This window comes from Thermosynechococcus sp., assembly GCF_046299635.1.
Lineage (GTDB): Bacteria > Cyanobacteriota > Cyanobacteriia > Thermosynechococcales > Thermosynechococcaceae > Thermosynechococcus.
This window is the reverse complement of the sequence record NZ_JBKBHV010000002.1, coordinates 1-12,047: the sequence shown is the minus strand read 5'-3', so window position 1 is coordinate 12,047 and position 12,047 is coordinate 1. Positions and strand designations below refer to the sequence as shown.

Annotated in this window: 11 protein-coding genes and 2 pseudogenes; 6 read left to right on the top strand and 7 right to left on the bottom strand. The window is 54.9% G+C overall.

From position 1 onward, the window contains the following. Nucleotides 1–71: 71 nt before the first annotated feature. Nucleotides 72–1,082, bottom strand: coding sequence for an isochorismatase (locus ACK4IR_RS01045; protein ID WP_409871436.1), 1,011 nt, complete (start codon nucleotides 1,080–1,082; stop codon nucleotides 72–74). A 165-nt stretch (nucleotides 1,083–1,247) separates the two neighbouring features. On the opposite strand from ACK4IR_RS01045, the gene ACK4IR_RS01040 reads away from it, so the two are divergent. The 5 genes from ACK4IR_RS01040 to ACK4IR_RS01020 are packed head-to-tail and all read left to right on the top strand — an operon-like array spanning nucleotide 1,248 to nucleotide 4,851. Continuing rightward, nucleotides 1,248–1,856 (top strand): hypothetical protein, encoded by a 609-nt coding sequence (locus ACK4IR_RS01040; RefSeq protein ID WP_409871434.1) that lies wholly within the window; start codon nucleotides 1,248–1,250, stop codon nucleotides 1,854–1,856. Nucleotides 1,857–1,904: 48 nt separating this feature from the next. Then, a complete protein-coding gene (locus ACK4IR_RS01035; protein ID WP_409871431.1) occupies nucleotides 1,905–3,146 on the top strand; it encodes a hypothetical protein in 1,242 nt (413 codons plus the stop codon). A 14-nt stretch (nucleotides 3,147–3,160) separates the two neighbouring features. Beyond that, complete coding sequence (locus ACK4IR_RS01030) at nucleotides 3,161–3,457, top strand: hypothetical protein (protein WP_409871428.1); 297 nt, start codon at nucleotides 3,161–3,163, stop codon at nucleotides 3,455–3,457. Between the two features lie 8 nt (nucleotides 3,458–3,465). Next, on the top strand, nucleotides 3,466–4,410 hold the full coding sequence (locus ACK4IR_RS01025; protein WP_409871425.1) for a branched-chain amino acid ABC transporter permease: 945 nt from the start codon (nucleotides 3,466–3,468) through the stop codon (nucleotides 4,408–4,410). A 3-nt stretch (nucleotides 4,411–4,413) separates the two neighbouring features. Further along, nucleotides 4,414–4,851, top strand: coding sequence for an ATP-binding protein (locus ACK4IR_RS01020; RefSeq protein WP_409871423.1), 438 nt, complete (start codon nucleotides 4,414–4,416; stop codon nucleotides 4,849–4,851). Between the two features lie 2 nt (nucleotides 4,852–4,853). Here the strand turns inward: ACK4IR_RS01020 and ACK4IR_RS01015 are convergent, their stop codons facing one another. From ACK4IR_RS01015 to ACK4IR_RS01000, 4 genes are all read right to left on the bottom strand, one after another. Then, complete coding sequence (locus ACK4IR_RS01015) at nucleotides 4,854–5,678, bottom strand: FAD-binding domain-containing protein (RefSeq protein ID WP_409871420.1); 825 nt, start codon at nucleotides 5,676–5,678, stop codon at nucleotides 4,854–4,856. A 4-nt stretch (nucleotides 5,679–5,682) separates the two neighbouring features. After that, nucleotides 5,683–6,411 carry a circadian clock KaiB family protein gene (locus ACK4IR_RS01010; protein WP_409871417.1) on the bottom strand — a complete coding sequence of 243 codons (729 nt, stop codon included), beginning with the start codon at nucleotides 6,409–6,411 and terminating at the stop codon, nucleotides 5,683–5,685. Nucleotides 6,412–6,415: 4 nt separating this feature from the next. Next, complete coding sequence (locus ACK4IR_RS01005; RefSeq protein WP_409871415.1) at nucleotides 6,416–7,771, bottom strand: type IV pilus twitching motility protein PilT; 1,356 nt, start codon at nucleotides 7,769–7,771, stop codon at nucleotides 6,416–6,418. 82 nt (nucleotides 7,772–7,853) lie between these two features. Next, complete coding sequence (locus tag ACK4IR_RS01000) at nucleotides 7,854–8,837, bottom strand: AEC family transporter (protein ID WP_409871413.1); 984 nt, start codon at nucleotides 8,835–8,837, stop codon at nucleotides 7,854–7,856. Between the two features lie 68 nt (nucleotides 8,838–8,905). Here ACK4IR_RS01000 and ACK4IR_RS00995 point away from each other — a divergent pair. Beyond that, nucleotides 8,906–10,052 (top strand): annotated as a pseudogene (locus ACK4IR_RS00995) (MFS transporter). Here ACK4IR_RS00995 and ACK4IR_RS00990 read toward each other — a convergent pair. Together ACK4IR_RS00990 and ACK4IR_RS00985 are read right to left on the bottom strand one after the other, a co-directional pair. Continuing rightward, the gene (locus ACK4IR_RS00990; protein ID WP_409871410.1) at nucleotides 10,036–11,850 is read right to left on the bottom strand and encodes an ABC transporter ATP-binding protein; all 1,815 of its coding nucleotides are present in this window, start codon (nucleotides 11,848–11,850) and stop codon (nucleotides 10,036–10,038) included. The pseudogene ACK4IR_RS00995 and the gene ACK4IR_RS00990 sit on opposite strands and share 17 nt — an antisense overlap. A gap of 64 nt (nucleotides 11,851–11,914) precedes the next feature. Next, nucleotides 11,915–12,047 (bottom strand): annotated as a pseudogene (locus tag ACK4IR_RS00985) (RNA-guided endonuclease TnpB family protein); the annotation flags it as partial.

Below are 12,047 nucleotides of genomic sequence, written 5' to 3'. Positions count from 1 at the left end.
TCCCTAGTGAGGATGCATCTAGCCCCGATCCTAAACCGTCTCTTTTCAGAAGTGGTGAGTCTTTAGATCAACTAAAGATTCCAAGGAGCAGTGGTCGTGGTGATGCGGTGCATGCCGGCAGCGGCAAACTCGGCAAAGGTTGCATCGGCAGCTTCACTAAAGTCCACCACCCCCGCCACCCTCACCGGGGACATACAGTCCTCAAGGAGATAGACCCGCTGCGCCAGCCGAGGATCGCGCCGTTGAATTTCAGCGAGCAGGTCGGCCACCGTCCAAGCAACACAGTGACTTTTGGCTTGACCGGCAATGATCAGGCGATCGCCTGCCAGCAGATGCTCAATCAAAGCTGTATTCACCGACACCAAAGGACGTCCTTGGGGATCGTGGCTCACCTCCGGCCGCAGCACCGAATAATTTTCGGTGAGGGGATGACTCCCCTTGAGTTCAATGCGGGCTGGCTGCTGACGCGCCACCGTGTGAAAGAAACAGGCCTCCTCCACCGCAGACACCAAGGCATGACCAATCCCCCCCAGCATCGAGTGGTAGGGCCAAATCGTCAGGGGAAATTTGCCGCTGGCGGCTAGCCGGGTCACATAGTAGCGGGCATAGGCCTGCAAACTCTCTGGATCGCTCATGCCAAGCGAAGTCAACAGGTGGGGATTCGGTTGCCAACGTCCCTTTTCCACATCCTCGACGGTAATGGTGGTCAGCGGGGGTGGCGGTTCGCCGTGGGCATCCACCCAAAAGAGGGAATGGAAAATTTGAGCGGCGGTGTGGGTGTCGAGAGTAACGATAATCTCACTAATCTGGGCAAGGTGGGTATAGATAAAGCGGCAAAGGCGTTGATTGTCTGCCACCGCACCCTGAACAAATAGCTCAAACTCTGGCAAGCAAAACGTGTTTTGCACATCAATGAGCAGCAGAATCGTGCGCTGCTGATCTTCACTGGCGGGAGGAATTTGGTACTGCTGTGCCCATTGGCGAGCTTGGGCTGCCCGTTCTTGGTAGGGAACGCGCCACACCTGCGCAACTTTAGCAGGGTCAAAGAAGTCGGGAATGGGCAGTTCTGCTCCTGTCGTCATGACTCGCTCCTAGAGCGGCTAGGCTAGAAAATCGTACTCAATGATACAAATGTTAATTTTTAATAAATAGTTAAAGGTATCAGAAATTCTACGGATGAGCAACCATTGATAACCTCTATAAAATTTATAGTTAGTCAAAGCTTAACTTTTCTCAGGAGGAAGCAAGTGTTAGTGCGCACGCTCAAGAGTGTTTTAGAGCAGCACATTGCCGGCCTGCCGGGCGTATTGGCTGTTCTAGTTGGCCGCATGACCGATGGAGCCACCATTGCCGAAATTAACTACAGTGATACTTACCTTGAAAATGACTCTCTTAGCTCCCTCGGTGCCTATGCCAGCGATCTGCTGCGAGCCAATAACCGCGTGTGCCAAGTGGTGGATCCTGCCTCAGAGGCAGACTATTTGTTAGCGGGTTCGGCAGACGTGCGCCTCGTGATCAAAGCCTTTAACAAGACTCCCTACTTTGTCCTGTTTCTCACCAAAAGTAGCACGAACCTGAAGCTGGTCTTTGAGCGCATTAAGGCGATCTTGGCGGATGGGAAGCCACTGCTGCCTCCTGTACAGGACAACACCACCTCTGTTGCTCAACTGCTGCTCAGTTATGCCCGTCGCTATGCCCCAGATCCCAACTTTGTGACGCTGCGGCTGTCGTTGAAAACGGGTTTGCACCGCGAGCGGTTGGAAAAAGGCCAGTTAGATGAGCGGGAACTGCGCATTCTCTACAAGGGCGTGGCCGATATTTTGGGGGTGGAACGTCTCCCTGTTGCGCTTCCCTAGTGCTGTTGAATTGCCCTTAATTAGAAACTCAAGAAAAAATTCGTAGCTATGTTTGAGCATCTGTGCATTGATCGCCCTCGGAAGCTGGTGGCCTTTTTTAATGAGCCGATGATTTTCCACTGCCACCACTACAATCTGTTTCTCCAGCAGACGATTGAAGACCCCGACTGGATTGATGGGGTGAGTATCCTACAGACTTCTGCCCAAGAGATTTTCTATAGTGTGCTCACCAATGCCTTCAATACCTTGGGACTGCAAACAGCAGCAGAACGCTTGGCCACCGCAGCGCAAATTTTTAGCTTTTTGGGCTTTGGCCGCCTCAACTTTGAGGTAACAGAACAGGGAGGTGAGGTGGAATTGACCCACTCCCACTATGCCGAGGGCTGGCTAGGGAAATACGGTGAGCAGGTCAACCGTACCAAGCCCATTGATCACTTGGCGGTGGGTTATGTGGCGGCAGCCCTCGATGCCGCCTTTGCAGCCTTGGGCACCTATGTGGCCGAAGAAACCAGTTGTATGGCTGTGACGCGGCAAGATCACTGCATCATCCATGTAACTAAGGCAGCGGTGCCCCGCGCCCTGACCCCCAGTCCCCAGATGGGTAAGTTGATTGATCAACCCGTCCCGCTGCCAAAAGCAGAAACGAGTGTGGACTATGATGCGGTGAACGAAGCCCTCTGGGGGCTGCCCCTCGAAGGGGATGCGAATGGTCAGATTCGCGCATTTAATGTGCTGCTGACACGGATGCCGGCCAACTACTACACCCGCATTCAGTACCGTTTCCTTGATGAGCTACAAAAGGTGGATCCGCAGCTACTGGAAGTGGGGCAAGCCTTGATTCGAGAATCGGGTCATGTCTGTGTCTTTTACACCTTTGGCAATATCATGGAATCTTTGGAGTGGGAAACGGTGGTTGGCCCCATGTTGAAAACCGATACCGATTGGATTCACGGGGGCTACGCTGTTGCCAGTAGTTTGGGGTGGGGGCGTTGGCAAGCCCTAGAGGTGGTCAGGAATGAATCCTGCCGCGTGGCGATTGATGGCAACTATGAAACGAACTACTTTTTGGCCTCCTATCCCGACGCTGCCCAACCGGCCTGCTATTTTGCCCAAGGGGCGGTGCCTGCCATGATGAACATTGTCTATAACGGACGCATTCAACAGAAACCTGTTTTGGATGAGGCCTTTTACAATCGTCTTTTTCAGCGGGGCGGTGTGTTTCAAGGGGTAGAGGTGAAGGCACGGGAGAAGGGCGATCCTTGGTGTGAATTCTATGCCCAACGCCTATAGGTCAGTTCCAAAGGATGTCCCTTCAACTTTCTAAACGGCGAGAATGTGGCGGCATATGGGTGGTGGATGTGGATTTGGGGCGATCGCCCACGGCAGAGGAACTCACCACCCTTGCCCAACGCTATGGCGGTCGCTGTCGCCGGTTTCAACAGTTGGTGTGGTTAGATCTTCCTAGCGGTCGGATTACGGCTTCACTGCGGCTGTCGCGTTTGACGATTCGCCTTAGGGATAAGACCCTTGAAGCGGCGATTATTGCCGAGTTGCAGCAGCTTGTGGAACGAAGCGTGCCGGCCGATGCGGTGGATCTCTAGCATTGGCTATGTCGGGTTGGCTTGGCACCTACGATTTTCTGATTGTTTCGATGACCTTGGGGGCGCTGTTGGCACTATCGCTCTATTTGCCCCTGATGAGTGGTCAGCTCTCCCTTGCGAGCCCGGCCTTTTATGCCATTGGTGGCTATATTGCCGCACTGCTCTCGACCCGTGTTTTTGCAGGCCTGAATCCCTATCCGGTGCCCTTGGTGCTAGGGGAGATGGTGTTGGCGGCTCTTGTCTGTGGTTTGGTGGGATGGAGCCTAGGGGTGCCCGTGCTGCGCTTGCGGGGCATTTATTTTACGATTGCGACGATCGCTTTCTCGGAGGTGCTGCGGGTGTTGACTCTGAATCTGGAGATCACCGGGGGGGCGATCGGGATCTTTGGCATTGCTCAACCCTTTAGGACGCCCTTGGGCTATTTGTGGCTGACGCTGCCTTTGTTGATTGGGGTGGCGATCGCCATTGGTCGTTTGGAACAGACCCGTGCGGGTAAGGCGATGCAGGCCATTCGTGCTGATGAATTGGTGGCACAGACCCTCGGCATGGATACCACGCGCTACAAGGTCTTGGGCTTTGTCTTGGGGGCTATTCTGGCGGGGGTAGCAGGAGTTTTGGCTGCTCATCTTTTGAATACGTGGAATCCGCGTCAGGGCACGTTTGATACGGGGGTGCTGGCACTGACGGCGGTGCTGGTGGGCGGCAATCGTACTTTTGTGGGGGCGATCGCTGGCGGTATGCTCTTTACAGCCTTACCGGAACTGCTGCGGGGACTCGCCGATCAACCCTATTTGCCCACGGCAGTAGCGACCTTTTGCCGCGATGGGCGTCTGATGCTCTATGGGTTGCTCATCCTCTTGGGTACGCGCTTTTTTCCTAAGGGACTCTGTTACCCCCCCAACTGGCGATCGCTCTGGGGCACTCTATCCAGAAAGAACGCAAGGACAACTTAGCTTATGACGCCTCCCCCGCCAACGGTTTCCCTGACATTGACCAGTGACCTGACCCAACTGGAGGCTCTCTTGGCGTGGTTCAATCAGTACCGCCCAGCAAGGCTGCCCATTGAAGAGTGGTTGAAATTAGAACTGGCCCTTGCAGAGGGGTTCACCAATGCGGTGCGCCATGCCCATCGCGATCGCCCCACGGATACCCCGATTCGCATTGATCTCTTCCTTGGGGAGACTCAAATTGAATTGCGCATTTGGGATCAGGGTGACCCCTTTGATCTGGTGGCCAAGCTGCAAACGCTGCCTACCCAAATTCCTCTCGATGCCGAAGGGGGACGGGGACTGCGTTTGTTGGCAACGATTACAGATGAACTGGCCTATCAGCGTGTAGCGGGGGGAGGTAACTGTTTGATTTTGCGCAAACTCCTCAAGCCTATCCCTCAATAACGCTACTTGTGGGGAAAAAGACGCGCCTCCAGTTCCTCATAGGTGGCCTCAAAGGGACAGCAACTGGCCATGGCACAGCGGCGACAGTATTTACCCTCGCTATAGTGTTCGAGGTTTTGGCGGTTAAAAAAGTAGGGCTTGTGGCTAAAGGTACTGGCGACCCACTGCCACGAGAGGTTATTGCTCGCCGGATCCCCATCGAGGAGATGCTGCAAAAACCAAGCGGCTCCTGCTTGCCAGCGCACACGGCACCAATGGACTACGTAGGCGGCGAGCCACAGGCGGGCATGATTGTGCAAGTACCCCGTTCGTTGCAGATCGCGGCTAAAGGCATCCATGCAGGCCAACCCTGTGTCCGCGGCAATGAGTGCAGGGGGTAGATCGGTTGCATAGTCTGCTGCTTGCCAGCCGGTTTTATAGGGTTCGATGTCCTGCCACAGGCGATCGCCCCAACGGGCATAGAGGCGCTGCCAATAGTCTCGCCACGCCAGTTGTTGCAGTAAGGCTTCCGCTTGATGGGGATGAGCTACCACTTCGCGCAGGCGATCGCGCACCGCCGCCAAACCGATGACCCCGTGGCGCAGATAGGCCGACAGGCCGGTGACGGCCCCGGATAAGAAGTTGCGACTTTTACCATAGCGCTGCGGCTGAATTTTGGCCAGTCGTTCCTGAGCTGCCGCTAGGCCACCACGGGTTTCACTGACCGCCTCATCCTCTCCCACCACATCGGCAAAGACTTGGCGCAGATAGGGCACATAGGCATCCCGCTTGCCCTCAATTCTTGCCACAGCAGCGGCAGCCAGCAGCTCTTTAGCAGAACTCGTCATTGCTCTACGGATTCAACAACCGTTGCAGGCGATCGCGATGATCCAAGTGTCCCACAACCCGGCGCACCGGCTGGGGATAAACCCGCACCAAGGTAGGGGTGGCTTGGACTTGATCTTCTTCTGCCAACTCCGGCTGCTTGGTGACATCCACCACCTTGAGGGTATAGGGCACTTTAAGGGAGCGACTCAGCAGATCGTGAAGATTTTTCAGGGCAACTTCGGTGGCATGGGTTTCCCCGCTGACATATAGGCGAAAGACATAGCGATCGGGTTCTGAAGGACGTGGCGCAAAACTGCTCAGGGGCGTGGCTTCCTGCAAATCATAGACAAGCTGGTGATGCTCCCACAGTTGGGGAAAGGTGCTGCGATAGGCCGCTAGGGCTTGCACATCGCAGGGATGCTGTGGATCTTGGATCAACTGCCAAGGTAAAGCAGGCTGATGCGGAGGAGCAAACAGGGCATTCAACAGGGGGCGATAGGGCCACGCCAAGGGATAGACCTCCGCCGCCACCCGCAGACATTGCTGCTCCTCGTCAAACCAGTAATCCACCGCCGCTGTGTAGCAGGGGGACAGGAAAAGGGGCGGCTCCTCCAAATCCAAGAGTTGTTGCAGAGCCTGACAGAGCGAGCGGTGCCACTGTCCCTGCTTGGAGGGGTCACGGCAAAAGACCACATCCTCCCCCGGTGTCAGGAGCGCCAACCCCTTGTATAAGACAGGCTTGAAGCCAACCATTTCCCTAGACACGACCCCGTAGAATTTGCGCCATTTCGTTGGGTTTGGGGGAGTTTTCGATCGCTGTTTCTTCGTCAATGCGTCCCGCCTCATAGAGTTCGTAGAGGCACTGGTTCATTGTGCACATGCCGTCATAGCGACATTGGGGAATAATTGCCTCGATTTCCTCCACCTCACCCCGCAAAATGTAATCTTTGATGGCATCGGTGTTGATCATGATTTCATGAATCGCTGCCCGCTTGCCATCGGTGGTGCGCACAAGAGCCTGGGCAATGACTGCCACCAAGGATTCCGCCACCTGCATCCGCATGGGGCCTTGTTCATCGGGGTTGTAGAGGTTGAGGATCCGCTCAATTGTTTTCACCGCACTGTTGGTGTGCAAGGTGCCAAAGACCAAGTGACCCGTTTGCGCTGCTTTGAGGGCTGTATTCACCGTCTCGCGATCGCGCATCTCCCCAATCAGAATAATATCGGGGTCTTCCCGCAACGACGCCTTCAGGGCATTGTCAAACTTCAGCGTATGGATACCCACTTCCCGCTGGCGGATTAGCGCACGGCGACTTTGGTGGACAAACTCAATCGGATCTTCAATGGAGATAATGTGCTTCGGCATTTCGCTATTGATATAGTCCACCATAGCAGCTAGCGTCGTGGATTTCCCGGAGCCGGTAGGCCCGGTCACCAAAATCAGACCCTTGTGGTAGTGGCAGAGATCTTTGAAGACCGGTGGCAGATTCAACTGCTCCAGCGTCAGAATTTTCACAGGAATTAAGCGCAGCACCATGGCGGGGCCTTTTAAGGCAACAAAGATGTTGATCCGCACCCGGCACAGCCCCTCGTACTGGTAGGCACCATCGTATTCAAGATGGGTGCGAAACTGCTCAATTTGTTGGGGGGTGAGCATTTCATTGAGCCAATAGTTAAAGGTTTCCTCGTCGGTCACCGGATGGTTGGTCATCTCAATGCGCCCGCGATCGCGAAAGCGTGGCGCTTCCCCAACCCCAACGTGAATATCGGAATAGCCGTGTTCAAAGGCCTCCCGTACCAGTTGTTCCATCGTGGGGCCAGAAATACGCGCGGCTGGTGTCGGCATCGGTTGGGTCGGTACCGCCTGTTGGGGCATTCCCGGCTGCGGCGGCATCGGTCGTGGGGGCATCCCCGGTTGCGGTGGCATCGGTCGAGGCGGCATTCCCGGTTGGGGGGGCATCCCTTGGGGAGGTGGGGGAGGTGCAGGACGGGGGGGCGCCATTCCGGGTTGGGGGGGCATCGGCGGAACACCCGCACCCATCGGCGGACGAGGGGGCGCCATCGGGGGTGAATTGGGAATACGGGGCGGAGGAGAACTTTGGGGATTGGTCATAGGAAGACTCGTGAGAGGGCTAAGAATGGACAGGTATTTTCAGTGTGCCACTGTTCTTGAAAAAGGAGAGCAAGCGTTAGCGCTATGTTAAAAGTTGACGACACAGGAATACCCACAGCGGTAACACCACCACAAAGCTCAGGATACTTAAGGCAATGGCTGCCGGGGGGATTTCAGTATTGAGTTCATATTCCTCCGCCAAAATCAAAGCAGCAAAAGCTGTCGGTGTACCGGCCATAATCGCGATCGCCAGCAACGTATCCCCCCGCAAGCCTAAACCATAGGCGATCGCCAGCATCGTCAGCGGCAGTAACAGCGTCTTCACTAGCATAGGCAACAACGCCATGCGAAAGCTCTGCCAGCCGGGGAGCCGACTGAGGCGAATTCCTGTGAGAACAAAGACAAAGGGAATCACCCAGTGTATATCCATCTCACACAACTTCTCGATCGCGTCGGGAAAGGAAAGATCATGGGTAGCCAAGCCCACCATTGATGCCCAAAGGGTCGGCACGGTTGGAATCACCGCCAAGGCTCGCCACCAAGGTTGATCCTTGCCCTTACCGTAGTACTGACCTAGAAATGAACCTAAGCCGTAGGTACCCAAGGCATTTTGGGTAATGGCGTAGAAGGTTGCCCAGGGTAGTGCTGGAGCACTTAAAAGCGGAATCGAAACTCCCAAGCCCACAAAGCCCGTGTTGCCGAGAATACTGGCAATTAAATAGCTCCCTTGACAGCGGCGACGTTCTCCTTCGGGAACTGTACTTTTCAGGAAGGGGGGTGTGTATTGGAGCCACTGCGGTTGAAAGTAGCGCTGCTGCCAATGGTACAGGCCTTGGGCAAGGAGATAGCCAACAAGGAGCGCCCCAAAGGCCAGCACCGGTGCTAACCAAATTAACCCTGCAAAGTTGGTCTGCCGCACCAAAGCAAAAATTTGAATGGGCACCCCGACCCAATAGAGGCCACGTCCCAACCATTGGGGAATCACTGCCGGTAACCAACGCCCACAGATAAACCCCAGACTCGTCCAAATGACTAAGGGGCTAGCTGCGCTGAGTGCATCCGCCATGGCGATCGCCCGTTACCAATTCCTCACCACTATACTGTGAACATTCTGGCAAGGAGAAGTTCAGCGTGTTGGGCAAAAAAGGGTCAGCCTTGGGTTTTGTCATCCTATTGGGACTCGTCTCCCTTTGTGCCGATGCCACCTACGAAGGGGCACGCAGTCTCACAGGAGTCTATGTTAGGGGTTTTAGGCGCCAGTGGTACCGTGGTCGGCTTGGTGGCGGGTCTGGGGGAATTCATTGGCTATGGTCTGCGCCTAGGAATTGGCTATGTGAGCGATCGCACCCGTGCCTATTGGCGGATCACCACCTTGGGTTACGCCATCAATACCTTGGCCGTGCCCCTCATGGCCTTGGCCAATCGTTGGGAACTCCTAGCGGGATTCATGATTGCTGAGCGTACTGGCAAAGCGATTCGTACACCCCCCCGCGATGTTTTGCTCTCCTATGGCGCTAGCCAAGTGGATCACGGCTTTGGCTTTGGTCTCCATGAGGCTATGGATCAAATGGGTGCCGTCATTGGGCCGCTGCTGGTGGCCGGCGTCTTTGCCCTGACACAACACTATCAATGGAGTTTTGCCGTCCTCGCCATTCCTGCCCTGATGGGTTTGGTCGTTTTGTTGGTGACGCAGCAGCGGTATCCAGAGCCACGGGAGTTTGAAACTGTGCTTCCAGACCTGAATACCAAGCGACTGCCGCGGTTGTTTTGGGTTTATCTGTTGGCGGTGGCCTTGCTGGGGGCAGGGTATGTGGATTTTCCCTTGATTGCCTTTCATTTACAGCAGGGAGACAGTCTGCAAACCGGTCAAATTCCGCTTCTCTATGCCTTGGCGATGGGGGTTGACGCCGTTGCTGCCCTGCTCTTTGGTTACCTCCTAGATCGTATGGGCATCCTAGCCTTGATCCTTGCGATCGTGCTTTCGGTCGGCTTTGCCCCCTTGGTCTTCCTCACGTCTGCGGCAATGTGGGGCATTGGGATGGGTGCCCAAGACTCCATTGTGCGGGCAATTGTTGCCAATCTCGTTCCCCCCGAACGCCGGGGATCCGCCTATGGGATTTTCAGCACCGGCTATGGCCTCGCTTGGTTTCTGGGGAGTTTGCTCATGGGGATGCTCTACGATCGCTCCTTGGGGCTATTGGTGTTGGCATCGGTGGTGCTGCAACTGCTGGGGCTGCCGCTGTTGTTGTGGATTCGGCAAGGGACTAGGCATCCTGCCTAGGAGCTTTCTCCTCCGTTAATGCCTGCAACCGATAGAGATGGGCATATACGCCATTGCGAGCCAACAGTTCACTGTGGGCGCCCTGCTCCACTAGTTGTCCCCGTTTGAGCACAAAAATGCGATCCACATGGCGGATCGTAGCGAGGCGGTGGGCAATGATAATCGCCGTTCGATTCACCAAGAGGCGGTTCAAGGCCTCCTGAATCATTGCCTCTGTACCCACATCCAAATTGGCGGTTGCCTCATCAAGGACAAGGATTTTGGGATTGCGAATCGCCACCCGCGCAAAGGCCAACAGTTGCCGCTGTCCTGCCGACAGATTCGTGCCCCGCTGCCGCAGGGGGGTATCATAGCCTTGGGGCAACTGCTCAATAAAGTCGGCAATGTTCATTTCGGCGGCTACTCGTTGAATGTCGCCAAGGGTGTAGTCATCACCAAGGGCAATGTTGCTTTTGACATCCCCAGAGAAAAGAAAGCTGTCCTGCAAGATCACGCCAATGTTCTGTCGCAATTCTGCTTGGGTGAATTCGCGCACATTGCGACCACCAACGAGGACTTCACCTCGCGTAGGATCATAGAGGCGACAGAGCAAGCGAATAATCGAACTTTTGCCCGCGCCCGTGGGACCCACAATCGCCACCTTCTCACCAGCATGGATTTGAAAGGAAAGTTGCTTGAGGACATAGTCTTCGTCTTTGTAGGCCAGCCAAACATCGCGAAACTCAACGGCAACGGCTGTATTTTCTGCCTTGGGCAAAGGCAAAAAGGTGCGATCGGGATCCTGAATTTCAATAGGTTCTGAGAGTAAATCGTGGATGCGCTCAATGGCGGTTAAGCCTGCTTGCACCGTGGTAAATTTCTCCGCCAACTGCCGCAATGGATCAAACACCCGCTGGGAAAAGAGGATAAACGTGGCTAAGGTACCAAAGTCAATCGTGCGCTGCTCCACCAAGGCGCCCCCCAGCCAGAGAACCCCAGCGATCGCCACAAAGGCAATCCACTCCAACGTCGCTGATACCGCCGAATCATAGAAAATCGTCCGATCCACCTCTTTGATGTAGCGTTGATTGCGCCGCCGAAACAGTTGGCTATTAAAGGCCTCACGGCGAAACAGTTGCACCACCGTAATCCCAACGATGTTTTCCTGAAGATCGGCATTCAAGAGCGACAGTTCCTCGCGGGATTTATAGTTGGCCACGCGATAGCGATGTTGAAAATAGATAATCAGGGCGGTGATCGGCAGCACCAGAGCCAGCAGCAGCGTTGCCAGCAGGTGGTCAATGAAAAACATCGTCAGGATGACCACCAGCATCGAGAAGACATCGCTAAGAACCCCCACCGCTCCGGTGGCAAATACATCCCCTAGAGCATCCACATCACTGGTCAAACGGGTAATGAGCTTGCCGACGGGGGTGCGGTCAAAAAAGCGGGAGGACAATCGCAGCACATGGTCAAAGAGGTCGTGGCGAATATCGGCTGTAATGTTTTGGCCGATTTTTTGGATCCAGTACCCTTGCACTGCCTGTACCCCAAATCGCAGCACCACCGTCACCAGCAGAGCGATGCTCAGTAGATCAATCCCTTGGGTCAGGCTCAAGGCCTTCAAAAAGCCGTAGGTACTCTCTTCTCCCTTGAGGAAGGCGATCGCCTGACCAATGATGATGGGTTGCAGTGCCGCCGCTGCCGCCAAGGGAATCAAGAGCAAACCACTTCCCACCAATCCCCAGCGATAGGGCTTAAGGTAAGGAATCAGTCGCTGCAAAAGTTGCCAATCTGTGGAGCGTGTTGCCGCTGTCATGCTCTGCTGAAACTTCTGAACATCTTTTTCCGCTCTGCAAGACTTATCAAACCTATACAGTCAAGTCAAAAACAGTTGATTGACTCCCATACCAAGCACACTTATACTCCAACTGCCGGTGAAATTCAAAGAAACCACAGTCGGCGATAGCGCTCGCCAATCTATGGTTTTTGAGCATCCCCGATACAGTCAGGTCT

What these genes read in the sequence shown, in the direction of transcription:
- ACK4IR_RS01045 (WP_409871436.1), bottom strand. Translation starts at nt 1,082, where the DNA reads ATGACGACAGGAGCAGAACTGCCCATTCCCGACTTCTTTGACCCTGCT.
- ACK4IR_RS01035 (WP_409871431.1), top strand. Translation starts at nt 1,905, where the DNA reads ATGTTTGAGCATCTGTGCATTGATCGCCCTCGGAAGCTGGTGGCCTTT.
- ACK4IR_RS01030 (WP_409871428.1), top strand. Translation starts at nt 3,161, where the DNA reads ATGTCCCTTCAACTTTCTAAACGGCGAGAATGTGGCGGCATATGGGTG.
- ACK4IR_RS01025 (WP_409871425.1), top strand. Translation starts at nt 3,466, where the DNA reads ATGTCGGGTTGGCTTGGCACCTACGATTTTCTGATTGTTTCGATGACC.
- ACK4IR_RS01020 (WP_409871423.1), top strand. Translation starts at nt 4,414, where the DNA reads ATGACGCCTCCCCCGCCAACGGTTTCCCTGACATTGACCAGTGACCTG.
- ACK4IR_RS01015 (WP_409871420.1), bottom strand. Translation starts at nt 5,678, where the DNA reads ATGACGAGTTCTGCTAAAGAGCTGCTGGCTGCCGCTGCTGTGGCAAGA.
- ACK4IR_RS01010 (WP_409871417.1), bottom strand. Translation starts at nt 6,411, where the DNA reads ATGGTTGGCTTCAAGCCTGTCTTATACAAGGGGTTGGCGCTCCTGACA.
- ACK4IR_RS01005 (WP_409871415.1), bottom strand. Translation starts at nt 7,771, where the DNA reads ATGACCAATCCCCAAAGTTCTCCTCCGCCCCGTATTCCCAATTCACCC.
- ACK4IR_RS01000 (WP_409871413.1), bottom strand. Translation starts at nt 8,837, where the DNA reads ATGGCGGATGCACTCAGCGCAGCTAGCCCCTTAGTCATTTGGACGAGT.
- ACK4IR_RS00990 (WP_409871410.1), bottom strand. Translation starts at nt 11,850, where the DNA reads ATGACAGCGGCAACACGCTCCACAGATTGGCAACTTTTGCAGCGACTG.